This is a genomic window from Curtobacterium sp. MCLR17_039 (assembly GCF_003234745.1).
Lineage (GTDB): Bacteria > Actinomycetota > Actinomycetes > Actinomycetales > Microbacteriaceae > Curtobacterium > Curtobacterium flaccumfaciens.
The window spans coordinates 48,843-74,888 of sequence record NZ_QKTF01000008.1; the positions used below are offsets into that span (position 1 = coordinate 48,843).

23 protein-coding genes and 1 tRNA gene are annotated in these 26,046 nt (G+C 67.9%); 13 read left to right on the plus strand and 11 right to left on the minus strand.

Annotation, left to right across the window (positions count from 1 at the left end):
- Nucleotides 1–14: 14 nt before the first annotated feature.
- From DEJ00_RS11360 to DEJ00_RS11370, 3 genes are all read left to right on the plus strand, one after another.
- Nucleotides 15–521: a MarR family winged helix-turn-helix transcriptional regulator gene (locus DEJ00_RS11360; RefSeq protein WP_111057419.1), complete on the plus strand. Its 507-nt coding sequence runs from the start codon at nt 15–17 to the stop codon at nt 519–521.
- Nucleotides 522–649: 128 nt separating this feature from the next.
- Nucleotides 650–2,455, plus strand: coding sequence for a histidine-type phosphatase (locus DEJ00_RS11365; protein ID WP_111057420.1), 1,806 nt, complete (start codon nt 650–652; stop codon nt 2,453–2,455).
- Nucleotides 2,456–2,785: 330 nt separating this feature from the next.
- Entirely contained in the window at nt 2,786–6,631 is a 3,846-nt protein-coding gene (locus DEJ00_RS11370) for a TIM-barrel domain-containing protein (RefSeq protein ID WP_220038866.1), read from the plus strand.
- A gap of 257 nt (nt 6,632–6,888) precedes the next feature.
- Here DEJ00_RS11370 and DEJ00_RS11375 read toward each other — a convergent pair whose 3' ends face one another.
- Both DEJ00_RS11375 and DEJ00_RS11380 read right to left on the minus strand, forming a co-directional pair.
- Complete coding sequence (locus tag DEJ00_RS11375) at nt 6,889–7,728, minus strand: helix-turn-helix domain-containing protein (protein ID WP_181440159.1); 840 nt, start codon at nt 7,726–7,728, stop codon at nt 6,889–6,891.
- A 174-nt stretch (nt 7,729–7,902) separates the two neighbouring features.
- The gene (locus tag DEJ00_RS11380; RefSeq protein WP_111057422.1) at nt 7,903–8,286 is read right to left on the minus strand and encodes a hypothetical protein; all 384 of its coding nucleotides are present in this window, start codon (nt 8,284–8,286) and stop codon (nt 7,903–7,905) included.
- Between the two features lie 82 nt (nt 8,287–8,368).
- Between DEJ00_RS11380 and DEJ00_RS11385 the strand changes: the two genes are divergently transcribed.
- Together DEJ00_RS11385 and DEJ00_RS11390 are read left to right on the plus strand one after the other, a co-directional pair.
- Complete coding sequence (locus DEJ00_RS11385) at nt 8,369–8,674, plus strand: hypothetical protein (protein WP_146247946.1); 306 nt, start codon at nt 8,369–8,371, stop codon at nt 8,672–8,674.
- A 206-nt stretch (nt 8,675–8,880) separates the two neighbouring features.
- Nucleotides 8,881–9,099 carry a hypothetical protein gene (locus tag DEJ00_RS11390; protein WP_056072658.1) on the plus strand — a complete coding sequence of 73 codons (219 nt, stop codon included), beginning with the start codon at nt 8,881–8,883 and terminating at the stop codon, nt 9,097–9,099.
- A gap of 127 nt (nt 9,100–9,226) precedes the next feature.
- On the opposite strand, the gene DEJ00_RS11395 is transcribed toward DEJ00_RS11390, so the two are convergent.
- Complete coding sequence (locus DEJ00_RS11395; RefSeq protein ID WP_111057424.1) at nt 9,227–9,541, minus strand: hypothetical protein; 315 nt, start codon at nt 9,539–9,541, stop codon at nt 9,227–9,229.
- A 98-nt stretch (nt 9,542–9,639) separates the two neighbouring features.
- Between DEJ00_RS11395 and DEJ00_RS11400 the strand changes: the two genes are divergently transcribed.
- From DEJ00_RS11400 to DEJ00_RS11425, 6 genes are all read left to right on the plus strand, one after another.
- Nucleotides 9,640–10,236, plus strand: a complete 597-nt coding sequence (locus DEJ00_RS11400) for an AAA family ATPase (RefSeq protein WP_181440160.1) — start codon at nt 9,640–9,642, stop codon at nt 10,234–10,236.
- Between the two features lie 283 nt (nt 10,237–10,519).
- Nucleotides 10,520–10,906 (plus strand): hypothetical protein, encoded by a 387-nt coding sequence (locus DEJ00_RS11405; RefSeq protein ID WP_111057425.1) that lies wholly within the window; start codon nt 10,520–10,522, stop codon nt 10,904–10,906.
- 177 nt (nt 10,907–11,083) lie between these two features.
- Nucleotides 11,084–11,572, plus strand: coding sequence for an N-acetyltransferase (locus tag DEJ00_RS11410; RefSeq protein WP_111057486.1), 489 nt, complete (start codon nt 11,084–11,086; stop codon nt 11,570–11,572).
- A gap of 63 nt (nt 11,573–11,635) precedes the next feature.
- On the plus strand, nt 11,636–11,815 hold the full coding sequence (locus DEJ00_RS11415; RefSeq protein ID WP_111057426.1) for a hypothetical protein: 180 nt from the start codon (nt 11,636–11,638) through the stop codon (nt 11,813–11,815).
- 112 nt (nt 11,816–11,927) lie between these two features.
- Nucleotides 11,928–12,470 carry a hypothetical protein gene (locus DEJ00_RS11420; RefSeq protein ID WP_146247947.1) on the plus strand — a complete coding sequence of 181 codons (543 nt, stop codon included), beginning with the start codon at nt 11,928–11,930 and terminating at the stop codon, nt 12,468–12,470.
- Nucleotides 12,471–12,566: 96 nt separating this feature from the next.
- Nucleotides 12,567–12,941: a hypothetical protein gene (locus tag DEJ00_RS11425; protein WP_111057428.1), complete on the plus strand. Its 375-nt coding sequence runs from the start codon at nt 12,567–12,569 to the stop codon at nt 12,939–12,941.
- Between the two features lie 121 nt (nt 12,942–13,062).
- Here DEJ00_RS11425 and DEJ00_RS11430 read toward each other — a convergent pair whose 3' ends face one another.
- The 8 genes from DEJ00_RS11430 to DEJ00_RS11460 form a co-directional block, all read right to left on the minus strand.
- On the minus strand, nt 13,063–13,908 hold the full coding sequence (locus tag DEJ00_RS11430) for an AbiJ-NTD4 domain-containing protein (RefSeq protein WP_111057429.1): 846 nt from the start codon (nt 13,906–13,908) through the stop codon (nt 13,063–13,065).
- 639 nt (nt 13,909–14,547) lie between these two features.
- The gene (locus tag DEJ00_RS11435; RefSeq protein WP_181440161.1) at nt 14,548–16,557 is read right to left on the minus strand and encodes a DUF3732 domain-containing protein; all 2,010 of its coding nucleotides are present in this window, start codon (nt 16,555–16,557) and stop codon (nt 14,548–14,550) included.
- Nucleotides 16,557–17,057: a three component ABC system middle component gene (locus DEJ00_RS18285; protein WP_146247948.1), complete on the minus strand. Its 501-nt coding sequence runs from the start codon at nt 17,055–17,057 to the stop codon at nt 16,557–16,559. Before DEJ00_RS18285 ends, DEJ00_RS11435 begins: the two co-directional genes overlap by 1 nt.
- A complete protein-coding gene (locus tag DEJ00_RS11440; RefSeq protein WP_111057431.1) occupies nt 17,057–18,265 on the minus strand; it encodes an ABC-three component system protein in 1,209 nt (402 codons plus the stop codon). Before DEJ00_RS11440 ends, DEJ00_RS18285 begins: the two co-directional genes overlap by 1 nt.
- Nucleotides 18,266–18,545: 280 nt before the next feature.
- The gene (locus DEJ00_RS11445; protein WP_111057432.1) at nt 18,546–20,294 is read right to left on the minus strand and encodes a hypothetical protein; all 1,749 of its coding nucleotides are present in this window, start codon (nt 20,292–20,294) and stop codon (nt 18,546–18,548) included.
- A gap of 322 nt (nt 20,295–20,616) precedes the next feature.
- Nucleotides 20,617–20,690: transfer RNA gene (locus DEJ00_RS11450), tRNA-Pro, on the minus strand.
- A gap of 137 nt (nt 20,691–20,827) precedes the next feature.
- Complete coding sequence (locus tag DEJ00_RS11455; RefSeq protein ID WP_146247949.1) at nt 20,828–21,409, minus strand: hypothetical protein; 582 nt, start codon at nt 21,407–21,409, stop codon at nt 20,828–20,830.
- Nucleotides 21,406–22,236, minus strand: a complete 831-nt coding sequence (locus DEJ00_RS11460; RefSeq protein WP_111057434.1) for an endonuclease/exonuclease/phosphatase family protein — start codon at nt 22,234–22,236, stop codon at nt 21,406–21,408. The genes DEJ00_RS11455 and DEJ00_RS11460 overlap by 4 nt, the downstream gene beginning before the upstream one ends.
- A gap of 70 nt (nt 22,237–22,306) precedes the next feature.
- Here DEJ00_RS11460 and DEJ00_RS11465 point away from each other — a divergent pair, with 70 nt between their 5' ends.
- Nucleotides 22,307–23,782, plus strand: a complete 1,476-nt coding sequence (locus DEJ00_RS11465; protein WP_111057435.1) for a hypothetical protein — start codon at nt 22,307–22,309, stop codon at nt 23,780–23,782.
- A gap of 75 nt (nt 23,783–23,857) precedes the next feature.
- On the plus strand, nt 23,858–26,014 hold the full coding sequence (locus DEJ00_RS11470; protein WP_258373656.1) for an ATP-dependent DNA helicase RecQ: 2,157 nt from the start codon (nt 23,858–23,860) through the stop codon (nt 26,012–26,014).
- Nucleotides 26,015–26,046 lie beyond the last annotated feature (32 nt).

Here is a 26,046-nt window from a genome sequence, read left to right on the forward strand (position 1 = left end):
AGTAAAGGAATCTGATGGACGACGTGTTCGAGATGGAGTGGGACGCACCCCAGGTCGAGGTGATGGAAGCGCTCCAGACGTGGGCGGTGGCGTTCGCCGAGCTCAACCAGCTGATGTCCTCGTGGCTCGACCTGCCGACCACGGATGCGAACGCCCTCGGACAGGTGCTCTGGGCCGACTCGTCCGGAGACCCGCTGTCACCCGCACGGCTCGGGCAGCGGATCGGTATGACCTCCGGCTCCGTGACGGTGCTGCTGAACCGCCTGGAGGCGGCCGGTCTGCTCGCACGCAGCCGCGAGCACACCGACCGGCGCCGGGTGACGCTCCGTCCGACACCGGCGGCACGGGAACGTGCGCGGGCGTTCACGGAGCGATCGACCGCCGAGATCGCTGCCGCCCTGCAAGAGGTGCCTGCAGCAGAGCTCGAGCACCACGCGGCGTTCATCCGCCGCATGGTCGGTGCCGCGTCGGACGCCGCGGACCGGCTCCGTGGACAGACGCCGTCGAGGTTGCCCGGCTGAGAACCGCACGGCGTGGATGCGGCGGCCGGCAGCACCATCCGGTCACCCCCAGGTCAAGGGCTGTTCACCCGCTGCCGCTACCTCTGCTTGTCGGACCGCCGCCCGAGGGTCCCGATACCGGAGGCCCCATGAACACCCGCACCGCGCTGTCCTGCATCGCCGTCGCTGCCCTCGCCTCGCTGATGCTCGGAGCACCGGCACACGCCGCCGAGGCCAGCTTCTACAGCAGCAAGCAGCCCTACATCGCCCCCACCCAGTCGGACATCGACGCCTACTCGCCGGCACCGACGGGCTACGCACCCGTCGCCACGGAGTCGGTCGCACGCCACGGATCCCGGGGGCTCTCCGCGTACAAGTACGACGCGCTGCTGCACCGTCTCGCCGCGACCGCGCAGGCCGAGAACGGGTTCCTGACGCCGGAGATCGGGAAGGAGTTCTCCGCGAACCTCGATGCCATCACCGCGGCGAACGTCGCGAACGGCTACGGCATGCTCACCGGCCAGGGTGCCACCCAGCACCAGGGCATCGGAGCGCGAGCCGCGCAGCGCAACAAGCAGCTGTTCGCAGCTGCGGCGAAGACGGGCGGGCGAGTGGTCGCCGAGACCTCGGGTGAGTCTCGCGCCACGGAGTCGGGCGAGAACTTCTTGCGGGGCTTCGGCGCCGCGGGCGTCAAGCTCGAACCGCGGCCTGATCTGCTCTACTTCCACGACGTCGAGAACCCGGACGGCACCGACAAGGCCGAGGGGTCGCCCGAGCGCGAGCGCGCCCAGGCGTACGAGGACTACGTCGCCGCGCAGACCGGTGACGGCGGCACGATCGCCGCAGCCTTGCAGTACATCGAGGCGAAGCCGCGATCCGTCGAAGCGGCGAACGATCTGCTCTCCGGCATCTTCACGCCCGGGTTCATCGCTGCGATCGGCACGGACAAGGCACACACCTGGTACAACACTGCCGACGGCTCGAAGGGCGGCGCGGTGGCGTGCGCGCCCGGCGCCGACACCAAGGCCGATCCCGATGCCTGCGGCGATCCGAAGAAGTCGATCAAGAGCACCGTCGACGCGGCGATGTCGCTGTACAACCTGTACATCATCGCGGCCGACATGCAAGAGGAGAACGTCGCTCCGCACGCGTTCGACTTCGCCCAGTACTTCGCTGGCCGGCCGGCGGATGCCGAGTGGTTCGGGTACCTGCTCGACGCCGAGGACTTCTACGAGAAGGGCCCGAGCCTCGCCGGGCACGATGAGACCTACTCGATCGCCGAGCCCCTGCTCGACGACTTCTTCGCCACGATCGACGCCCGCGTCGCTGGTGGTGATGTGGTCGCGACCTTCCGCTTCGCGCACGCCGAGACGATCATCCCGTTCGCTGCGCTGCTGCGTTTGCCCGGATCCACCGTCGCCGCGCCCGACAACGCTGCTCCGACCTCGGACGCCGACGTCTACGACGACGCCACCAACCCGTGGCGAGGCTCCCAGGTGACGCCGATGGCCGCGAACGTGCAGTGGGACGTCGTGTCACGAGCAGGCATCGACCCGGCTACCGGAGCGGCCTACACACCGCTCGTGCGCATGCTCTACAACGAGCGGGAGATCGCGTTCGCGTCCGGTTGCCGTGCAGTCGCCGCAGGTTCGAACTGGGTGAAGGAGACCGAGCTCAAGCACTGCCTGACCGGCACGGCGATGACCGAGAGCCCCCTGATCGCTGCAGCCACGCCAGGACCGACCGCGACGCCCACTGCGGAGCCCGCGCCGACTCCGACCGTGACACCGGCGACCCAGGGTGCCGGCACACCGACGACCCCGACGACGGCGACGGGAACGCTGGCCGCGACCGGAGCGGAGTCACCTGTCGGACCGGCGTTGCTCGCGACACTGCTCCTGCTGGCCGGTGCCGGGACCCTGGTGCTGCGTCGCGGGCGCCGTCGCACCGAGTGACACCGACGCGGAGTCGCGGCTTCTCGACATGACCAGCCGGTACCGGCGCCCCGCGCCAGTGGGGTGACGGCCGGACTGGAGGCACGGCGCCACCTGGCACCGGGCCTCCAGTCCGTCATCGGCCCGAGTCCACGGCCGCGGACGACGCGACCACGCCGCTCACCGGAGCGGCGCGCGCCGCGAAACGCGCCGACCCCCGGCTACCCCTTCCTCGGAAGCCGTCCTGGTCGTATGGTTTACAGCGTTGTAAACGGGCCGCCGCAGGGACGGCCCGCTGGTCACGGCCGTTGCACGGCCCGATGGACGACGACGTCCACGAGGAGCACCCACTTGCGCCCCATCTCCTTCCGATCCCGAGGGCTGCGCCGTGCGCTGTCGACGGGCATCGTCGCTGCGACCGCCCTCGGCATGCTCGGGATCGCCGCGATCCCGGCCGCCGCGGGCCCCGCAGCGGACCGCACCGTCGTCTCGGGCCAGGCCCGGTTCGAGGTGCTCTCCCCCACCCTGATCCGCACCGAGTACGCGGGTGACTCGCAGTTCACCGACGGCAGCACCTTCAACGTCATCGGCCGCGACGACTTCGCACCCACGACCTTCACGAAGACCGAGCGGGACGGCTGGCTGACCCTCGACACGGGGGCGATGACCGTCCGGTACAAGGAGGGCTCGGGGGCCTTCACGCAGGACACCCTGCGGACCACCGTGACCACGGCCTCCGGGCAGCGGGTCACCGGCACGCCGTGGGTGTCGACGCCGACCCCCTCGTGCACGATCGGGTCACTCTGCGAGGCCGAGGCGCTCGGACTCACCGGCCTGTCCCTCGCGACGGACCACGCGGGCTTCACCGGAGCCGGGTTCGCCGCGGGCTTCGAGTCCGTCGGCAACGCGATGACCTTCACGACCACGGCGGCACGTGCCGGCTCGTACGACCTGGCCCTGCGCTACGCGAACTCGCAGGGCGGCGACGGCCAGGTCGCCACCCGCACCCTCAGCGTGAGGGTCGACGGCGGTGCCGCGAAGACGATCAGGCTCGCACCCGGCGCGAACTGGGACGACTGGAAGACCACCGCCGCCACGACGCTCGACCTGACGGCGGGCGAACACAGCGTGCGCATCGAACGCACCGCGGACGACTCCGGCCGGGTGAACGTCGACAGTCTGGCCCTGGTCAGCACCGGCGCCGCCTACCCGGCACCGTCGACCACGATCACCGGCGAGGACTGCGCGTTCGGCACCGTGTGCCAGGCCGAGGACTCGGCACGCACCGCTTCGGCGACGACCGCCACGAACCACAACGGCTTCGCCGGGGACGGCTTCGTCGCCGGTTTCGAGCGTGCCGGGGCGCAGCTGACGACCCACGTCACCGGGGTGCCGGCCGCGGGCGACTACGCCCTGCAGGTCCGCTACGCCAACGGCTCCGCCGGGGCGCCGGCGCTCACCGCGGCCCCGACCGGTCAGCAGTCGACCACTGCGCCGCTCCCGAAGACGAGCGGCTGGGACTACTGGAACACCGCCACCGTCCCGGTGCACCTGGCCGCTGGCACGAACGACGTCGTGATCGGGTGCCCGACCGTGGCGAACAACTGCAACGTGAACTTCGACACCGTCGCCGTGGTCGACACCGCGTCGCCGGTCCTCGCCGCACATGCACCGCTCGGCGGGTACCGACGCGACCTCGACACCGCCAACGGATCGGTGAAGACGAACCCGGGTCTGCTCTACCAGGACGGCTGGTCGCTCCTCGACGACAGCGCCTCGGCGCTGTACGACCAGGCGACCGACACCGTCACCCCCGCCGGCGACCACGGCGGCGAGCGCTACCAGGACGGCTACGTCTTCGGGTACGGCAGCGACTACCGCCACGCCCTGCAGGAGCTCGCCGTCCTGACCGGTCCGACGAAGCTGCTCCCCCGCTGGGCGTACGGCGTCTGGTACTCCGAGTACTACGACCGATCACAGGCCGACTACCTGGCGATCGCGAAGCAGTTCGACGACGAGGACGTCCCCGTCGACGTCATGGCGATCGACACCGACTACAAGATCGGCAGCCCCACCAACCAGGGTGACAGCAAGTGGAACGGCTGGTCGGTCGACCCGTCCCGGATCCCGGACATGACCGGCCTGCTGGCCGACTGGCATGCCGAGGGCATCCACAACACCCTCAACATCCACCCGTCGATCTCGAGCCAGGACCCGCGGTTCGCGAAGGCCCAGGCCACCGCGAAGGGCAAGCTCACCAAGGGCGACGGCGACCGGTACCTGTTCGACTGGTCCGACCCCGACCAGCTCAAGGCCTACTTCGACCTGCACACCTCGCTGCAGCCGAAGGGCGTCGACATGTGGTGGCTCGACTGGTGCTGCAGCGAGAACTCGAAGTACTCCGCGAACGGCGTCACCCCCGACGCGTTCATCAACCAGCAGTACGCGGAGTACACGGACCAGGCGCTCGGCGGCCGGGGGCTCGCGTTCTCGCGGGCGTACGGCTCGCTGACGGCCGGTGGCTACGGCAACCCGCAGTCGGTCCCGACCGGCCCGTGGGCGGACAAGCGCACGACCGTGCACTTCACCGGCGACACCACGTCGTCGTGGGACATGCTGCTCGCCGAGGTCGGCTACACCCCCGGTGAGTCCGCCGCGACCGGTCTGGCCTCGGTCAGCCACGACATCGGTGGACACAACGGTGCGCAGTACGGCATCGAGGGCGCCGAGAAGGGCACCACCCAGCTGCCCGAGGACCTCTACGCCCGCTGGGTGCAGCTCGGCGCCTTCCAGCCGATCGACCGTCTGCACAGCAACCACAGCGACCGACTGCCGTGGCAGGACCCGGCCGCTGCCGAGGCGTCGGCGAAGCGGTTCCTGAACCTCCGCGAGGCCCTGGTCCCCCTGACCTACACGCTCGCCGCCCAGGCCACCGAGACGGGCACCCCGATCCTGCAGCCGCTCTACCTGCAGTACCCCGAGGCGCAGGAGTCCTACGCCCAGGCCGGGTCCGAGTACCTGTACGGCCCGGACGTGCTCGTCGCCCCGGTCACCACCGCGAACGACGACTCCGGCAAGGCGACCCGCTCCGTCTGGTTCCCGGCCGGCAGCTCGTGGACCGACTGGTTCACCGGCAAGACGCACGCCGGAGGCACCACCGCCGACGTGACGACCGACCTGAACAGCATGCCGGTGTTCGTGAAGAGCGGCGGCATCGTCCCCACCCGGACGGAGCAGGTCGGGAACGACGCAGCACCGCTCGACGCCGTCACCCTGACGGTGGCGACCGGAGCGAACGGTTCGTTCGACCTGCACGAAGACGCCGGTGAGGACAGCGCCGCGGACGGCGCCGCGAAGTCGAGCGCGATGACCACGGCCACAGCGTCCGCGAAGGCCGCGGCGGGCAGCGCCTCCACCGCCGTCCGCTACACGCAGCAGGCGACCGGCGGCTCGCTCACCATCGCCCCCGCCGACGGCTCCTTCGCCGGCCAGGTGCAGGACCGCTCGTGGACGGCGACGTTCACGAACGCCGACCGCCCCCGCACCGTCACCATCGACGGCCGGGTGATCGCGGACACCGCCTGGACCTACGACGCCGACACCCGCACCATCAGCGTGCCGGTCGCCGAACGGTCCGTGACGAAGCGCACGGTCGTCGCCTTCAGCAGCAAGGCGGCGGCGACGCCGGTCCTGCGGGTCGAGTCGCCTCGGGTGGACGCGGGCGACACGCAGACCGTGACCGGCGCCGGCTTCCCGGCCGACACCGACGTGGCGCTGGCGACCGCGCCACGCATCGGTGGTGCCACCGCGCACACCGACGCGAGTGGTGCGTTCTCGACCGACCTGCGGGTGCCGGGCACCGCGTCCGGTCGGGTGACCGTCACCGCATCGGTCGACGGTGTGGCCCTGGCTCGGGCCGCTTTCACCGTGGTGGCTGCGGCTGCTCCGTCGCCGACCACCTCGCCGGGTGCGGGCACGCCGGGCAGCGGCGCTCCGACGCCGGGTGACAACGGATCCGATGCACCGGGCGCGGCAGCGCCGGGCAACGGCGGCGCGGACGCCGGCAGCGACCCGGGCGGCGCACTGGCCTGGACGGGCGCGAACCTGCTCCCCCTCGGGCTGCTGGCGGCGGCACTGCTCGCGGCCGGTGGACTCGTGTGGACGCTACGGAGCCGGCGACGTCGCCCGCGTGCCTGAGACCGCCTGAGCGGTCACCCGTCACGGGCGGATGACCGACGGACGGGAGGTGGGCCCCACCAGCCGGTACCGGCGCACCGCGCCAGCGGGGTGACGGCCGAGCCTGGAGGGACGGTGCCAGCTGGCACCGGGCCTCCAGGCTGTCCGTGGTCGCGCTGCAGATCCCCGATCGCCGGACCGCGATGCGGCTGCGGCTGCGGCTGCGGGCATCGCCCGCTCGCTCGCGTGGGCCGCGTCCGCTCTGCCGTTGATCGACGTCAGGATGGCGACGGAGGAGTCACCTGCGTCTGCGCCTGGAGGAACGCGACCGCTGCAACACTCTCGGGCGAGGAGGGGAACAGTGGCGTGATCGTCAGTCCGTCCGTCCCCGGGACGACGAGGAGCTCCCACTCGAAGTCGAGCCGCCCGAACGGCGGCACGTCCTGGACGAACGTGCCGTTGGTCAGGATCGCCACGTCGTGCCGTTCCCAGAGGTCCGCGAACTCGGCGGAGCGCGTCATCAGCCCCCTGAGCACCTCGCGCATCCGGTCGTCGCCGGGGTCGGCGCTGAGCCGGAAGACGGCGACGATCTGCGCGGCCCGTGCACGCCATTCCTCGACCGGGTACTTCGCGCGGCAGGCCTCGGAGAACACGTACTCGATCCGGTTCTGCCCACGGCTGAGGACGCCGCCGCCGATCGCTTCGCACAGTGCGTTCGACGCGACGATGTCGAGGTTCCGATCGGCGACGAAGACCGGGGTGCCGTCCCAACGGCGCACGAGCCGTCGGAGTTCGTCGCCGCTCGGCTGCCGGCCGCGCGCCGTTGCAGCGGGTGCCGGTGCAGGTTCCGCCACGCCTCTGAGGTACGCCGCGCCGTCGGCGTCCAGTCGCAGGGCGCGCGCCAGGGCCGCGATCACCTGGGCCGAGGGCACGTGCTCCCGGCCCTGCTCCAGCCGCACGTAGTACTCCGTGCTGATGCCGGCGAGCTGCGCGACCTCGGTCCGGCGGAGGCCCTGGACGCGGCGTCGGTCGTCCGCGGGAAGGCCGACGTCGGACGGGCTGAGCGCCGCTCGTCGCGCCCGGAGGTAGCTGCCGAGCAGCGAGGCGTTGGCCGTCAAGGTGACCCGTGCCGGCAGTGAGATCCGACCATGCGCCGATCCTAGACGGACACCGCTCCGTCCTGCGCTCGCAGCTGACGCACCGCGCCAGCGGGGTGACGGCCGAGCCTGGAGGGACGGCGCCAGTTGGCACCGGGCCTCCAGTCCGTCAGCGGTTGCGCTCCAGATCCGCGATTACGCGTGCGCAGTACGGTCGCGACTGAAGAACTCGGCGAACATCTCCCGTTTCGCCGCGTGTGAATCGGGCTCGAGCTCGAGTCCCTCCATGTTGAGGTCGGTCCCGAACAGTCGCAGGATTCCCGGGCCGTTCGGCCCCGCGGTCTCGAGGGACACCGAGAACAGTGTCGGCGGAATCTCGCCAGCAGCTAGTCGTCGGGCCTCTGCAAACGCCGCACGGTACGCCGCGTCGGTGACGCGGATCACACTGACCGACCAACTCGTGGCGTCCCAGTCGGGCGCGACCGTCTCGCCGCTCGGTGCATGGAAGAAGTGCACGACGAACGTATCGCGCTCGCCTTCGGTGCCGTAGTGCCGCTCGTCCACTTCTTCGATCTGCACGAACCCATCCTGTCAGCGTCAGCCGGGGCGTTCGAGGCCGCGGACCAGCCGAAGCGTGCACCTTCGCCGGTACCATCTCGCCATGGCTGAAGCAGGTCTGCTCGCAGCGAGCATCGCAGTCCTGGTGGGTACGGTCGCGATCCTCGTGAATCTTGTGCGGACCCCGGCCTGGGTGCGTGACGCGCAGCTCACGTTGAACGCCAGCCCCGTGACCAGCCTGCTGCTGTTCCTGGTCGGTGCACTCCTGGTCGGCCTCGTTCTCGCCTTCGGGATCTTCTTGGTCGTCACCAGGCACGGCGTCGTCGGGTGGGCCATGGTCTGTCTCGCTGCGACCGGCATCGCTCACCTCGGGGTGACCGTGTGGATCCGGCGACAGCAGCTCTCGTGATCCGGTGCAGAGCTCGCCGGTGGAGAAGAACCGATCGAGGCACTCGTGAATGAGGACACGCACCACAAGCACACCTCGGGAAGGGCGTGCTGCTCGCGGCGACCTGGTCATCATCTGGGCTTTCGTCGTGGAACCTGTACGCCTACGGGCTCTGCTCGACACCTCCAAACACCGGGTAGCGGTCACGAGTGGGGCATGCTCGACTCATGACGTTCTCCTGGTGGATCTGGTCTGCCTTTGTGCTCGTCGGGCTCATCGGAGCGGGACTGCTCTTCCGTTCAGTTGTGGTGACGGTCCGCGAGTACGGATTCGGACGAGGTCAAATGACCAGACGACCGGGGGCGCCCTGGTTCTGGACGGGACTCGCGACTCTGATCATCGCGGGGTTCCTCGTTATCGGCTGGGCCTTCATGCTCGACGGGTGACTCCGCAGGATGGCGAGTCTCGGCCGCGTCTCGACGACCGCGTTGCGTTCGGAGCTCCGGCGGAGCGCGCAGCAGTTCACCCGCGGCCGCTGACCGATCGTTTACCGGTCAGGCAGGCAGGTACTGACTAGGCCAGGTCCTTTGGCTCGCGAAGCTCACCCCAGGCGAATGTGGTCTCTGCGAGGAAGTCCTGAAGATCACTTTGGACAGACAACACCATCTCTCGGGTGCCTTGAGCCAGCTGCAACGATCCGGAGCCCCCGTCCTCGCCAAACACCGCCCAGCGAAGCCAGGTTGAGCCGCTCTCGATGATGTCGGAGTCGAAGAGCTCGTGCCCGTCGGCGATCTGCTCGACCCGTACCGTGAGCGTTTTCCGTTCACGGGGAGTGAACATGGGGTCGAGTAGCCGCATCAGATCCGCCACGGACAGCAAGGTGCTCACGCGGTCACCATAACGCTGCCCATCCGGCAGCCGATCCATCAACGGTCTCCTCTCCCGAGTGGCCCGACATCTCTGCGTGTGCCTGCGAGACTCGCACGATGGACCTCGACGAGCTCGGTCAACGGATTTGCATCCTCGGGCCGTCCAACAGTGGCAAGTCGACCCTTGCGGCCGCTGTCGGCCGAGCCCGCTCGCTGCCGGTCGTGCACCTCGACCAGTACCGACACCTACCCGCAACAGACTGGCTCGAGCGACCGGACCTCGATTTCGAATACATGCACAACGAAGCAATGAGCACCGATCAGTGGGTCATCGAGGGCAACTATTCGCGTTGGTTGCCAGCCCGGTTGCAGCGAGCAACCGGTCTGGTGCTGCTGGATGTCTCGACCGCCGTGGGCATCGTCCGCTACTTTCGGCGCACCTTCTTCGAGCCCGACCGTGCTGGACGCTTGGAAGGCACTCGTGACCGAGTCCGCGTCGAGATGCTGCGCTTCATGCTCGGGCCCGCCAGGAGGAACCGGCTCCGTTATCAGCAGGCCTTCGACGAGTTCGACGGGCCGAAGGTGTTCCTGTCGGACCGCGCTGCCTCGGAGACTTTCTACCGCCGCAACGGACTGGCCCGTCGAAGCCGATCACGCTGTCCGACAGCCGATCGGCTATCGGTACAGCTCATCCTCGGAGCGACAGGCCGATAGCGTGAAGCGATGGCAACCGGCGTGAAGTACGACTCTCTCTGGGATGAAGCGCACCGGTCCTTCGACAGGGGCACCCTTCGCGTGGATCCCGCGCCCGTCGACGGTGACCCACGCTGGGGTCTCAGCCTCGTCCTGCTTCCGCCGGCGCACGTCGCTGACGCGGTGGACGCGGCCGCCGCTGAAATCGGCAGCCTCTACGACGGCACGCACCAGATCTACAACGCCGCCGACCTGCACCTAACAGTCACAAGCCTGGAGCCCTACCGCGACAAGGTCGCGGACAATGATCGAGCACTACGTCGACGCGGTCGAGCGTGCCCGCGATCTGCTGGACGTCAACGTTCGGCTGGTTGGGCTCGGCGGCTCGCCGTCCGGCGTGTTCGTCCAGGGCTTCGACAACGAGACGCTGGTACCGATCCGGCGACAGATGCGTGAGGCAGCGGCGGACTTACACGACCGCGTCGCGCCGCCGATGGCGTTCGTCCGCGACACCGCACACATCTCCATCAGCGTCCACCGGGAAGCAATCCCCGAACCCCGGGCGGCCGAATACGTCCAACGACACAGGCGCTCTGAATTCGGCGACATGGCGGAAGCCACAGTCGCGCTCGCCCGGTATCGGGCGTCAGATCACTCGATGAGTGTCGAAGTCATTCACACCGTCCGGTAGCCGACCGTCAGCCGGACACTTGCGACTTCAAACCGAACCCGCTCGGTCCTGGGTTGATGGATGTGAGCAGCTTCGCTCTGTGTCGCCTTTCTCGCTGCGCTCTGTGTCGTGATCGCGTCCCGGTAGCCGATGCACCTCCGGACGCACCGCGCCGACTCGTATGCCAACCTTCAACATATGGGAATCGAACTCGTGGAGCACCGCAGCGCTAAGGACGTGCGCCGGATTCTCGAGGCGCTACCCGAATGGTTTGGTGACGTCGACGCCATCGACAACTACGTAGCGGCGGCGGAGAACGACGACTACGGGAGCCTGCTCGCTGTTGCCCCTGACGGGGTTATCGGCGCTGCACTGACACGACGTCACTTCCGCGAGGCCGCCGAGCTGCACCTCATCGCGGTGCATCCAGAGGCTCGCGGGACCGGTGTCGGGCGGTTGCTCGTCGAGCGCATCGCGTCACGGTTAGCGGTTGATGGTTGCACCCTGCTGTCGGTGCACACGGTCGGGCCGTCCTTTGAGAACGAGCCGTACGCGCAAACACGGGCGTTCTACCGCAGCGTCGGCTTTGTGCCGTTGGAAGAGCACGACGGACTTGACTGGCCCGGACCCACTCTCATCCTGGTTCGCCCGTTGGTCGTTCAGATGCAACAGGACGGGTCCCGGTAGCCGATCCTTCAACGGAGCATCGCTTTGCTTGCCTCCGCGGTTGGTCGCACTTACGCTGCCCGCATGTGGTGGTGGATCGGAACCGGCTTGGTCTTGGCGGTGCTCCTCGTGCTGTGGTTCGTCATGCACCACTACACGAACTTTGGCTCTCGGGCGGCGAAGTTCGAGGGGACTGACCCCGAAGTCGCGGAGGCCCTTCGGCAGGCCGAGGCTGACATCGCGCGGGGGCGCATGTACTTCTGACGCTCTCAAGGGCCAGCGAGCCCACGGCCGTCCGGTAGGCGATCGGCTATCGAACACCCCACCTCTCGTGTTCGAGTCACCATCAGCAGTACTTTCCCCAGAGGAGGGGTAGATGGCCAGTCACAACTTTCAGAGCTTAAGGGCCACGGTGATCGCTGGATCACGGGCTAACACCTGGGCAGCCGCGGTCGAGGAGTGGGAAGTGGCTGGCCTGGAGGAAGATCCAACGAGCATTGGCATTTGTGTGTGCGGCAACACCGGACTTCGCTACCTCTACGCGATCCGCAATCCCGACACTGGCCACGAGCTATCCCCGATCGGAAGCGTGTGCGTCGAGTACTTCGAGGTTCCCGAGTTGACGGAAGGCGCGTCTGCCCTCCGGAGGCTGTTTGACCTCCGAGCTGCGTACGTCGACCTGCGGCCCGTGGCCCTCACGACCGAGTACTTCTCTCGCGCACTGCTCGCTGACCTGTGGGAGAACGGCGCGTTCCCCGACAACGGCTACAACAGGAACAACGGGGAGAACGACTACCGGTTCCTTCTCGACTGGTTCAACAGCCACGGTGCGCCCAGCGAGAAGGAACGACGGAAAATTTGGGTTCTGGTGAACAGGACCATCCGGCGGTTTGTCCTGAGTGACGAGCGGCTGAGCTAGCGGGTAGTCCAGGCTCACCGGAGAGAAGACCCGGGCTGTCCGATAGCCGGCTGGCTATTGAGACGAGTCCGAAGGCGGGATAGTAGATTTGACCTCATGTCGGATGAGTTACAGGCCGCAGTGATTGGCGCGATCGTCGGTGGGGCTCTCTCTGGGGTGCTCGCCATCCTCGTGTTCGTGTTGCAAGAAGTTGCCGCGTCGCGGCGCACCGTCAGACAAGCACGCATCGCGCTCGCTCGAGAAATCATTCGTCTCCGCGGTAACCAGGCGGAAGTGACCGGGGCGCTGAATGAGATTCCGGTGCTGTTTGGACATGATGATGAGCTTGTGACGAACTACCGGACGATGGTGACGGCGCGGAACGATGTCAGCGCTCGCACGGAAGCTCTGACGAGGATCGTGATTCGTATGGCCAAGGTCGCCGGCGCCAAGGATCTACCCGCAACCGACGTGACGTTGTTCCTCTACTAGGGTTCCTAATGAACGGGGCCCGGTCACCAATGGTGACCGGGCCCGAGCTCGCATAAGACCTCAGGACCAAGCTGCCTGAGGTACTAACGGGCTTCACGCTCGCCTGCCGATGTAACGAGGATCAGATTAGCTCGCTCTTCCTGCCGGCTTCCATGACGTAGGACACGAATGCGGAGCACGCGACGAGCATGTACTTTGCAAGACTTTGGTCGGCATCCGCCTGGTCGATAGCCGCGTGACGGATACCCTGCGCGTCAGACGTCCAACCGTACATCTTTGACCAGGCGCTCTCCAGCGCGGGGTGCAGCTCGATACCAGCCGCCTTGAGTTTCCTCAACCCCGCGCCGAGCGTGCCCTCTCCCGTAACCGTCGCCACAACGGATTCCACCGCCGAAATTGCTTCCTTGATGGTGTTCGGGTAGTCCGGCGTCTGCCGATCGGCAAGCAATTCTGTTGCACGAAGGAGATGGTTCCGGGCACCGGTGAGCTGGACCGTGAGATCCAGCGCGTCCGTTACCGCGGCGACCGACATGTCGTCACTAAGGGGAACGAGTTCTCGCTCGATCAGTCGGTACCCGACGAGGTACCGTTCGAGGGCGGCATTCAGAAGGTCATCGAAAGCGTCCGGAACCTGGTACGTGAACTGGTTCGAGAATCGGTGCAGGTATTTGCCGTATGCCTCGATACAGTCCAAGGCTTCGAACCACTCACCGTCCATGATGGCCGACTTGACCCGCCCCCAAACCTTTTCGTCTCGCGGCTGCTCGTCACGGGCGTTCTTGAAGTACCAAGCCCAGATTGCGGCAGTGATCGCAGTGTCGACGTCGTAGGCCATCACATCCTGCCGGGTAAGTCCGCGGATGACATAGACGGTGTTCCAAAGTTCAGTCCTGGTCTCCGTGTCGAGCGCGTCTGTCTGCGTTACGGACCGCGGTGACGTGAACCCCATACGTTCGGCGAAGGACATAGGTGAACCGTAGCGTCTACCACTGACCGTCAATCATCTACGGACCCAGTCGATGCCGTCTCGATAGGCGGTCCCCCGCGGTCTCCCGTAGTTGACTCGAACCGGACGCAGCGTCGACCAGAGTCGTGTCTCACATAGATGGTCCGCTCATCGTCGCAGTGAGGGAGCCCTATGCGTACGACCCACGTCAGCCACCGAAACGACGAAGCCCACCGAGATCATCGGTGGGCTTCGTCGTGGTCTCTCACACGCTTCGATGGGCTGTGTCAAGAACTCTTCGAGGCCCGGAACGGCGCGGTCTTGGACGGCTCTCCGGTGCGGCCTGTCCTCCCTGGGACGTCGTCTACTGTCTCGCACCCGCGTTCTCCGCGGTGAGGCGCGTCCGGCCTCTGCCATCGATCTCTGCCTGCTGCACTCAAGACCGCAGTGCGTCCGGGTTCATACTCAATTGCTCACCGATCCGACACGGCGTGGCTGCTCTGGTGTCGGCGCGCGGCGCGCTTCCACCGCGAGCTGGAGCGCTCGCCCCCGTAGTTCCTCCGGAAAATACGCCGGTGCTCCATGCGCTTTCCTCCTTCCGTGGGTCGAGATTCACCATCGGACCTAGGGCGGATCAGACCAGGTCTGACGGTCAACCGGTCACGGAGTCGATGACGGGTACTCATCGGCGTTGTCAGTGGCGGTCGTGCGCATGTACTGGGCCCAATCACCGGGAATAAGCTTCTCGCCGTCGTGCCAATCATGGACTACTTTGCTCGTGAACCACGGATCCGTGTACCGGGCATGATCGATGACGATCACTTGCATCTTCTTGCTGTGAGCATCGGCGAAGTCAGCGACTGTTTTGAACATGGCCCACACCTTCTCGCCTTCAGCGTCGCGTTTTCCGTCCTCACCCACGGACACATCACCTTGGAAGTGCGCCTGGCTGGGTTGATCGAGCATCAGAAATCGTGGCACCGGGCGGTTCTGACTGACGAAGAATTGATGCAACGCCAGATGCGCGGCAACGTGGAACCCGACCCAGTTCGCGCCGCTCCCGAAACCGGTGAGCTCGACAGGTCCAAATTCCTCGTCGACGACGATGGTGAGCGCGTTGATGTCGAGCCGCATCGGCCGGTTCGCGCTCTCCGCCTCGAACCGGCGGCTGTAGTCACCCAAGTAGCCGCCGATGATGTTCAAGCGGGACATCGTCTGTTCACGGAGTTCATCGCTGCTGAGCTCGTCATCCAACCGGGCGACCTGCCGTTCTGCATCCCGCTGCCGGGAGCGAAGGAACGTCAGCCGGTCCTCGTCGACGCTTTCCGCGTCGCGGAGAATCGCGTCCATCCTTCCGCGGACGAACGCCTGACGTTCGGAGATAGCGGTCGGCCCGTCGCCGCCTCCACGCCGAACGGCTGCGTCGAGTGCGGCGGACGTCGAGTCGAGGCGACGGCGGAGTTCGACGACTCGTTCCTCGAGGCGGCGGACCGCTTGCGCACGACGTGGCTGCACCTGCTGCACGTCCTCGAGGCTTTCATGCAGTTGCTGCAGCCGCTCCTGCATCTGCTCGATGCTGGCGTCCGCAGCCGGAAGGTCCTGCGCGCAGACCGGGCAGGTGTGCACGTCACCGTCGTGGGCGGGAAGCAGCCCGATGCTTTGCAGTCGGCCGGCACCGGCTTGCAGGGAGTCGGAGTACTCCGACTCCCCGGTGTCCTGGTTGAGCAGGAGGTCCCGGTTCGCGATCGCAACGGACAGTGCGGCACGGTCACGTTCTTGTGCAGCTTGCAAAAGCCGCCGCTGGTTTTGCGCCCGAATGTCGACGTCCGGGTCCGCAGGGACTGGTTCCGTGTCCGCCGCAGTGGTCGAGTCGTAGACGATTGACAGCGCTGCGGCTCGGTAGTCGCCTGCAGCGATGAGCCGTTCGTCGGGAACTAGCCCGACGGCGCGCGCTTCGCCGAGCATGTCACGGAACACGGCGTTGCGGTCGGCTGCTTCTGCGATGGCGCGGTCGTGTGCTGCTTCTGCGCGGCGAAGGGTGCGCTTCGCTTCGCGGAGCGCTTCGCGCTTGCTTGCTTGGTCCCCGTCGACGGCGCCGAGGAAAAACGGGAAGGTGTCGCGGAGGTCAATCTTGATACCGTCGTCCGCCTGCCGGTGGAACAACGTCGACTTCGTGCCGATCTCTTCCTGTTCCTGCAGGCAAAACAGCGCTGCGGTGCCGAGGCCGACGTTGCGGCCGGGGCGGATGCCGTAGTCGTTGGGTTCCAGGTAGACGTTGTCGAGTCCGATCCGTGCACCGAGTTGTATCCGGAGGGCGTCAGAGTCGACGTTCTCGCGGAGCTCGCGGAGTTCTGGCATCCGCATGTCTGGGCCACCGAATTCCAACATCGCGCGGGAGTTGCTCTTGCCGCCGCGCATCGCTCTTCGTCCGGTGACGGCGCGACTGCCGTCCGGGAACTCCCACATGACCGCGTACCAGTCGATCGAGGAGAACATCTTGGTCCGAGGAACGGTCGGTTCGTCCCTGCCGAGGCAGTAGTCGACGATGGTGAGCAGCGCGCTCTTGCCGGTCCCGGCCGGGCCGGTGATGATGTTCAGTTCGCCGGGTCGGAATTCGACGTCGCGAGTGCCGCCGATGGGGTTGTAGATCCTGACGTTGCGTATCTGCACTACGGTGCCACTCCAAGTTGGGTGAAGACGTTTGCGGGGGTTCCGGCGCGTGCGAACCACCCGCCGACGAGGGCGGACGACGTGGCGATGCTGCGCAGTTCGGTCTTGGACGGGATGGTTGTGTGGGCCGCGATGGTGGCGGTCAAATCGCCGGCGTCATCGAGGGTGATGAGCCCGGAACGCACACCAGTGCGGATGCCCTCACGGACATACGGGACGAGAGCACCCGCGCGTCGGGGGAAGCCCGCGAGCACTTCCGCGTTGTGTGTCACCCAGGTCGGGAAGTGCGACGTCACCTTCTGCGGAAGTCGCGCACGCGTCGGCTCGTGGAGAACGAGCGGCGCGACGAGGAACGAGAGTGAGAACGGAAGCGCGGCGCCGTCCGTGTCGCGCTCGTATCGTTTCGCGGCCCAAGCGACGCAGACAGAGCTGATCGCGGGGTTGAGGATGTCGGCGGCGGGTTGGGCGCGTTCCGGCCATGAGGGAAGCGGTGTCCGCATCAGATCGCACCCTCGAGGACGCCGGCGAGCCTTGCTTTGAAGTCCGGGTGCCAGCCATGCTCCCCACCGTTCGCGATGCCGTTGCGTGTGCCGCGGGCATGGAACGGGGCTTCGAACTCGGGTCGAATGCGCACTTCGACGGACCGACCGAGTTCGCGAAACAGTTCCCGACCTCGGACCGCTCGAGCGTCTGGGTCGGTGACTCCGTCGGTTTCGAGGTCCTCCAACATCTCGTGGAAGCGACGCGACCATTCGTCTTTGAGGTCCCGTTCGTAGCGGTTGAGGTCCTCGTCGAACAGGTCGCCGTTCTGCACCCATTTGGTGGTGTGGGCGTAGGCGCGAAGGTAGTCGATGACGGCGGTGTGGAGTGTCGCGTCACCGACTTTCACCCATCGCAGTTGACGGACGAAGTCTTGACCGTGCCCGAAGGCGAGCTCGTCTTCGTCCGGATCGAAGTCCGCGTCGACGATGAGCGCTCCAACGGAGAATTGGTCCCGGATCAGCCTCATCCGTTCGTGCAGCTCGGCGGCGGAGACGGAGAGCACAGGTTCTTGCCGCTGGTTGGCGAGGAGCATGGCCACAGCGCGACCGTTCCACCATCCCCACAGCCGCTCTTGATAGACGGCCAGGTGCTCGTTCGGCACCAAGGGCCGCAATTCGGCGGCGAGGATGTCGTCGATGTCGCTGATGTGCGCCTGCTGCCCGAGCACTACGACGCGCTGCAACAGGGCCGCGCGCACCGACTCAGGCGCCGATTTCCACGCTGTTCGCCCGGCTTCTGTCGCCTTCGCAACGCTGTCCGCGGCAGCAGCGTTCAGCAGCTGCAGCGCGGTATCGACATCACGCGACGCCGCGTCAGCGGTGAGGACCGAAGCAGCGCTACCACCTGCGATCGGGGAGGTCGTTGCCAGTGTCAACATCGGCCCGTTGGCGGCACGCAGTGACGGTATCTCCAACCACACTCGGAGTGTCTTCCAGAGGTCGGGGCTGTTGTCGGTGAGCGGGCCGTGGCCAGCGTGCTGTTTCAACTGCACTGCGTGGAGCGGTAGGTCTGCAGCGTCCGTGAGGGCGATGTCGTCGTACGCTTCGATGGTCATTCGGACGGTCTCATCGCGTGAGCGTTTGGCGGCGAGCAGGAGCTCGATCATCGCCCACCGGATCTGATGCAGGAACCCGAGCGCAGACGCAGACGCATCAAAGTTTGCCATCTGTCTCCTACCCCCTGGCCCCGTTGTGATGACTGCTCATTCATTGTGTTGGTCTATGCGGCCGATGCCAACTTGGACCCGCGAGTCTCCCCAGAAGTGGTCACAACGTTCGCGGCCTGCGTCTTCCATCCGAACGCGCCACCGCGGCGCTGGAAGTTGGGTCGCCCCGGGCGCATGCCGGCCGACGTTGACGCGCTCGGCCAGCGTGCGTGCTGGACGCCTCAGACGCGCCGGCTTACGCCACAATGTGGACGGAAGACCGGTTCCGTGGCTTTCCGACTCACGTCGTTGATGGTGTCTGCGGCAGTGGCGTTACTGGTCTGACGAGGACGCGTCCCGCGAGTGCGACTTCGGCGGCGTCGGTGGTGAGACGTTCCAGGACTCTTCTGTCTTCGCCCGGTTCGAACCTGAGTCGACCGTCGTCGAGGCGTGATGCGGTAGTGGCTAGGCACCGTTGGACAATGTGTCCCAGGCGCAGGTCTCTGTCGCCGATGCGGACACGGAGTTCGACAACAGCCAGCAGCTCAACGGGAAGATCGGGAAGTGCTGTCTGCTGCGACTCCGAGTCGAGGACGATGTGGTCCCAGGCGGTGGTCCGTTCTCCGGAAGTAAGCAGGTCTGCGGCGCGGTGCCAGCTGCGCAGGGAGTCTGCGAGGCTGGTCGCCAGGGCGGGCACCCTGATCGGTTCGATTGTGGCGCGTTGGATCACTTGCAGCGCGAGCATCGCGTCGATCGCAGCGTTCAGGGAGCGCAGGTTGTCTGTGTCGGCTTCGTCGGCGATGGCGGTCATGGAAAGCGCCAGCGGTCCGTGCGGAACTTCAAGGCGAAATTCGCCGCCGACGGACAGGGTCTGTTGGAGGCGGAGGATGAGGAGGGCGTCGTTGGGTGTGAGCATTTCGACCGTGAACGGACCGATTCGGATGCCGTGGCGGGACCGGTCGTAGGATCCGAAGACCGTGAAGCCGATGCGTCCGCCGACCTTCCCGTTCCAGCTCCAGCCGCGTTCCGCCCGGATATAACCGTCCATGTGCACTGTTCCGGACACGGCGTCGGCGCCGCTGGCGGCGACGACGAGTGTGTAGTCGCCGCTGCGGCGGCCACCCGCTGCTGGGAGCACGGTGATTTCGGATGCGAGTTCACGTTCGATGTCAGCGCCAGGTAGCGTGCCACTGATGTCCGCCGGCATGCCCTCCAGCGGTGTACCGAACTCGGTGAACGCTTGCAGCGCCTGCCGCTGCATTTCGTCTTGCGGGCGGAAGGCGACGTTCAGTTCGAAGTCGAGGGGACTGTCTTCGTTGGCTAGGTCGTACCGCCGGAAGACGTTGGTCCGTACCTGCACATCGTTACGGACTACTTCGGACGTCCACACCAGGTTTGGGTCGTCCGGCGGGTTGTCGAGGAGGCTGCCGCGGTGCAGTCCGACACTGAACTCGTACACGAAGTGCGGATCGGCTTTATTGACGGCGTTGAAGATCGACGTAAGTCCGTCACGGGCGTCATCGACGCTGAAACGGAGATCCGATGGCACGTCGCGTTCCAGGCGTGCAGCCTTGAAAAGCTGCATCGCCATTTCGAAGGCGCGCTGCTCCCCACCGCGCAGGTAGTAGTCCACGACCTCCGGGAACTCGGTAGCCCAAGCGTCGAGATTGGCCTCGCCGAGCCACTGTGACGGGATGCCGGCGGTCGCGGTAAGCGCTGCCAACCATTCCGTTTCCTCCGTCGTGGCGTCCCGCGGGCGCACGACAATCCATTCACGCACCGTCAGTCCGCGGCTGCGAACGTAGGTGTGAAGCCGCTGCCACGACTCGACGATCGAGTCCTTCTGTTTTGAGGTGAGCGGTTTGGTATACCGCTTGACCTGATACACAGTCCAGGTGCCGTCGTCGTTGCGGACGAGCACGTCAATGCCCTTGTCCCCGCGGGAAGGCTTCCGGCGTTCCCCGTGTCGGTGCATACGGAGCAGGAAAATCGCGACGACCGCCTCAATGGCGTCGCCGTCGTAGCGGTCCCAGGAGATGCGGTCTGACACGACTCCAGCCTACGGAAGACGGCCGACCTCAGGACCGGTGTCGGACGCTTAGAGCGGCGGCACGCCGACTTCAACGACTACACAGGCACCCGGCCAAGTGGAGTGCCGGACCTCGAGGTTCGCCAGGAGCGAGCCAAGGCACGACGAGAGAAGGCGCCGAAGTCGGCTGCTGAGAAGGCCAAGCGATCCACACGGTCGCGGAAGGTGGCAGCTCAGTAGGCCTGAACCTGCCGACGACAACGAAGAGAGGCTCGCAGCCTGTTGGCTGCGAGCCTCTCTTCGTTGTTGGGTTCTTAAGACAGTTCTTAAGACACCCCTTCGGTCGGGCTGACAGGATTTGAACCTGCGACCCCTTGACCCCCAGTCAAGTGCGCTACCAAGCTGCGCCACAGCCCGCGAGTTCCGGAGAACTCAGGATCCCGGAGGATCCTCGCCCACGTCCGACCGGAGCGCGAGCGACCGGTCCAGCATAGCGGACGTCAGACCCCCTCCGTGCCACGGCGAGTCGGAGCAACGCGACCCGAACGACACGCTCAGCCCGGCCGCACCACCTCGCGCCGCGCCGCCAACCACGGCAACCCGAGCCCGACGAGCAACCCGCCGGACCCGTCCGCCGCCAGGTCCCCGATCGTGTCGTCGTACCCGACGAAGATCTTCGAGTCGACGAAGTTGTGCCCGAGCCACTCCCCCATCTCCCAGACCGCCCCGACCGCGAGTCCCGCACACAGCGCGAGCACCGCGACGACCACCCGGCGCTCGGCGTGCGGGGCCGGTACCGCCCGCAGATCGGCACCGATGACGTAGAGCACCGCCGCGAGCAGCCCCGTCAGCACGACGTGCATGAACTTGTCCCACAGGAAGACGGTCGTGTACCACTCGAGCACGCTCGACCACCCGGCGAGGAGCACGAGCACGCACACCGCCACGTCGAACGCCGGCCGCAGCCCGAGCATCCGCGGCACCACGACGCCGAGCAGCGCCAGCGCCATGACCGGGAACGCCGTCCCACCCCACCCGACGCTCGCCACGACGACGCTCACGAGCGTCAGCGCCCGTACCACGTCGGCCACCAGGAACCGCGGCCGCAGGAACGTCGGTCCGAGCGCGCGGATCACGACGCCCACCGCACGACCGCGTGCACGGCAGCGTGGTCGGACGGCCACACGCCGCCCGGCCGCCGCACGTCGACCGCGACGCGGTCCACCTCCGCCTCGGAGGTCACGAGCACCCCGTCGATCCGCCGGCCACCGGCGCGCGGACTCCCGTAGTGCGGGTACGTCCCGTAGGGCTCACCCACCTGCCTGGAGGCCCGCCCCCAGCTGTCCTCGACCCCCGCCTCCGCCAGGGCTCGCCATGGTGCGGAACCGGCGGGGCTGTTCCAGTCGGCCATGACCACGGCGGGCAGGCCGCGCTGCCGGACGATCCGGCCGAGCAGTTCGGCGGACCGCAGTCGGGCCCACGGCGAGGCGACGTCGAGGTGGGTGGCGATCGCCAGGAACCTGATGCCGGTCGCGCGGTCGTCCACGACGGCTCCGACGGCGTGCCGGGGGAAGGACGTGGCCCACGACCGCGAGCCGGGGCGGTGGGGTGTGCGGGAGAGCGCCCAGGTGCGGCGCTCGACGACGTCGAGGCGGGAGCGGTCGAGGAACAGGCCGACCTGTTCGCCACCGCCGCGCGTTCCCCGCCCGGCCAGGACGGGCTCCCAACCCGACCCGAGGCCGGACGTCAGGTCGTCCGCCTGCGTGGGCAGGGCCTCCTGGACGGCGAGGACGGTGGGCGCTTCGGACGTGACGAGCGCGAGCACAGCGTCGCGGCGACGATCCCAGGCGTCCGGGTGTGTCGGCTGTCGCGGCACGCGGCGACGCACGTTGAGCGTCATGCAGTGCACCTCGGGCGACCGGACCGGTCCGATGAGCGGGCGGTCGTCGGGGTGGTGGGGCATGCCTCCCTTCTACGAGACGACACCCGTCGGATTCCCAGGGACCTCTCCGTCTGGCTCGTAGGGTGGCTCGATGCGTTCTCGTTCCACCCCTCGCTTCCTGTTCGCGATCGCGGTCTCCGGGCTGCTGCTCGGAGCCGCCGGGTGCACGTCGAGCGGACCGGACACGAGCCGCCCGACCCTGGCGAAGGCCTCGGCCGACACCGTCTCGGTGGCCGACGCCTCGGACGCCGCCGCCCGGTCCGTCCGCGTCAGCAAGGCCCTGTTCGCGAGCGCTCCCGGAGCGGTCGTCGCCCGGGCCGGCGACACCGACGGGATCCGTGGTGCGGCGAAGGCTGCGGCGAGCGCCCACGTCCCGGTGCTGCTGACGGCCGAGAACAAGAGCACTGCCGTCGCCCGCGAGCTCGACCGGCTCGGCGCCGACTGGTACCAGGCCGAGGGCGACGTGTCGGTCGACACGGACGTCGAACAGCGGCAGGCGCCGGACGGCGGTGACGCGCCGGAGTCGACCCGGGCCTCCCGGCAGGCGACGGTGGTGGTGGCGGACGCGAGTGCGGACGCTGCTGCCGTGGCGACCGCGAAGGCCGCCGGCGCCCGCGTCGTGACCATGCCGGAGGGCGTGACCGACCCGGCTGCCGCACCCGACGTGGTGACGGCGCTGCACGAGCGGGCGAAGCACCCGACCGTCCTGGTCGGCGCGGCGTTCGACGCCCTGCCCGACCCGGAGTGGACGGTCCGGGCTGCCGAGGGTGGGTTCCAGCTGCGGAACGGCGGCCAGCGGCCGTTCGACGGGCACCGGTACGTCGCGCTGTACGGGGCTCCCGGGGCGCCTGCGCTGGGTGTGCTCGGCGAGCAGGGGCCGAAGGAGACCGTGCACCGTGCCGAGCAGGTCGCGAAGCCGTACCGGGCCGAGTCCGACGAGCTCGTGACGCCCGCGATGGAGGTCATCGCGACCGTCGCCGCCGGGGACGCCGGCGCCGACGGCGACTACTCGACGGAGCTGCCGGTGTCGACGCTCGAGCCCTACGTCGATGCCGCGCACGAGGCGGACATGCCGGTCATCATCGACCTGCAGCCCGGACGGTCGGACTTCCTGTCGCAGGCCAAGAAGTACGAGTCGCTGCTGAAGAAGCCGGGCGTGTGGCTGGCGCTCGACCCGGAGTGGCGGCTGACGAAGGACCAGGTGCCGCTCAAGCAGATCGGGAGTGTCTCGGCGTCCGAGGTGAACGAGGTCTCCTCGTGGCTGGCTGCGCTGGTGCAGAAGGAGGGGCTGCCGCCGAAGGCCCTGGTGCTGCACCAGTTCCGGCTGTCGATGATCCAGGACCGCTCCGCACTGCAGACCCACCCGGAGCTCGACATGCTCGTGCACGTCGACGGGCAGGGGTCGCAGCCGGACAAGCAGGCGACGTGGAAGGCACTGCACCAGGGCGCGCCGGAGGGGCTGCACTGGGGCTGGAAGAACTTCTACGACGAGGACACGCCCATGCTGACGCCCGCGCAGACGATGCAGGACGTGCAGCCGACGCCGTCGTTGGTCACGTACCAGTAAGCGCGCCCCGTCGCGTTGTCCACAGATAGGAGGCTCGGGTCGGGTTTCGTCGGTCGGTGCTGACAGCATGGGGGCATGTCTGGTCTTGGTGTCGGGTCCACCGCGTCGTCTTCCGTCTCCCCCTCTGCGGACATCGCCGCCGAGGCGCAGCAGGCGCTCGCTGCGCTCACGGGGCGCCCCGACGCGGTGTTCCACCCCGGCCAGCTCGAGGCGATCTCGGCGCTGGTCGAGCACCGGCAGCGCGCTCTGGTCGTGCAGCGCACCGGGTGGGGCAAGTCCGCGGTGTACTTCCTCGCGACGCTGCTGCTGCGCCGACGCGGGGGCGGCCCGACCGTCCTGGTGTCGCCGCTGCTCGCCCTGATGCGCGACCAGGTCGCCGCTGCCGCGCGGGCCGGTGTCCGTGCGGTGTCGATCAACTCCGCGAACGCCCACGAGTGGGGCGAGACCCAGGCCGCCCTCGCCCGTGACGAGGTCGACGTGCTCCTCGTCTCCCCCGAGCGCCTGAACAACCCGAAGTTCCGCGACGAGCAGATGCCGACCCTGATCGCCCGGATGGGCATGCTCGTGGTCGACGAAGCGCACTGCATCTCGGACTGGGGCCACGACTTCCGGCCGGACTACCGCCGACTGGCAGAGCTCATCCGATCACTCCCCCACGGCGTCCCCGTCCTGGCCACCACCGCGACGGCGAACGAGCGCGTGGTCGAGGACGTCGCCGAACAGCTCACCGCCGGTCCGGCCGACCCGGTGTTCACCATCCGCGGGTCCCTGGCTCGCAAGTCCCTGCGCCTCGGCGTGCTCACGCTGCCCGATGCCCGGCAGCGGCTCGGCTGGCTCCTCGCGCACCTCGGCGACCTACCCGGCAGCGGCATCATCTACACGCTGACCGTCTCGGCGGCCGAGGACATCGCACGGCTGCTGCGCGACAACGGGTACGCCGTCCGTGCCTACACGGGGCGCACCGACACCGACGAGCGCGAACAGCTCGAGCAGCAACTCAAGGGCAACGAGCTGAAGGCCCTGGTCGCCACGAGCGCGCTCGGCATGGGGTTCGACAAGCCCGACCTCGGCTTCGTCGTGCACGTCGGGGCTCCCTCGTCGCCCGTCGCCTACTACCAGCAGATCGGTCGTGCGGGTCGTGCGACCGACAACGCCGACGTCCTGCTCCTGCCCGGGCGTGAGGACCGCGAGATCTGGCAGTACTTCGCCAGCGCCTCGATGCCGACCGAGGCCCGTGCCGCCGCCGTGCTCGGCGCCCTGTCCACCGACACCGCGATGTCGACCGTGGCGCTCGAGGGCCTGGTCGACATCAAGCGTTCCACCCTCGAACTCCTGCTCAAGGTGCTCGACGTCGACGGCGCCGTCCGGCGCGTCACCGGTGGCTGGGTGTCGACCGGGCAGCCGTGGGAGTACGACGCACCCCGGTACGAGCGGGTCGCAGCGGCCCGCGCTGCCGAGGCCGCGTCGATGCTCGACTACGAGTCCACCTCGGCCTGCCGCATGCAGCTGCTGCAGCAGGACCTCGACGACCCCTCGGCCGAGCCCTGCGGCCGGTGCGACAACTGCGCCGGGGCGTGGTTCCCGACCGCCGTGTCCGACACCGACTCGTCCGGAGCGGCGGCCGCGCTCGACAAGGTCGGCGTCGAGATCGCCCCGCGTGCCCAGTGGCCCTCGGGGATGTCGTCGCTCGGGGTCTCGGTGCGGGGCAAGATCGGCGCGGACGAGCTCGTGCAGCCCGGCCGTGCGGTGGCCCGTCTGACCGACCTCGGCTGGGGCGGCCCACTGCGTGCGCTGTTCTCGACGTCCACCCCCGATGCCCCGATCTCGCGCGAGCTCGTCGACGGTTGCGTCCGGGCGCTCAAGGACTGGCCGTGGGAGACCCGGCCGACCGGCGTCGTGGCGATGTCCTCGCGGTCACGGCCCGAGCTCGTGGGGTCCCTCGCCCAGGCGCTGTCCACGATCGGTCGGCTGCAGTTCCTCGGCACGCTCGGCCGCGCTGGCGGGACCCCGCGCGGCGACGGTGCGACGAATAGCGCCTACCGACTGTCCGGCGTGTGGGACACCTACGTGGTCGATCCGTCGCTCGCCGCAGCCCTGCAGGCGCACGAGGGCCCGGTGCTGCTCGTCGACGACCTGGTCGACAGCCGGTGGACGATGACCGTGGCAGGCCGGGAGCTCCGGCGCGCCGGGGCCGCCGCCGTGCTGCCGTTCGCCCTGGCCACGGTGGCGTAGCCCGGTCGCGCCGCCCCTGCACCTGTTTTGCG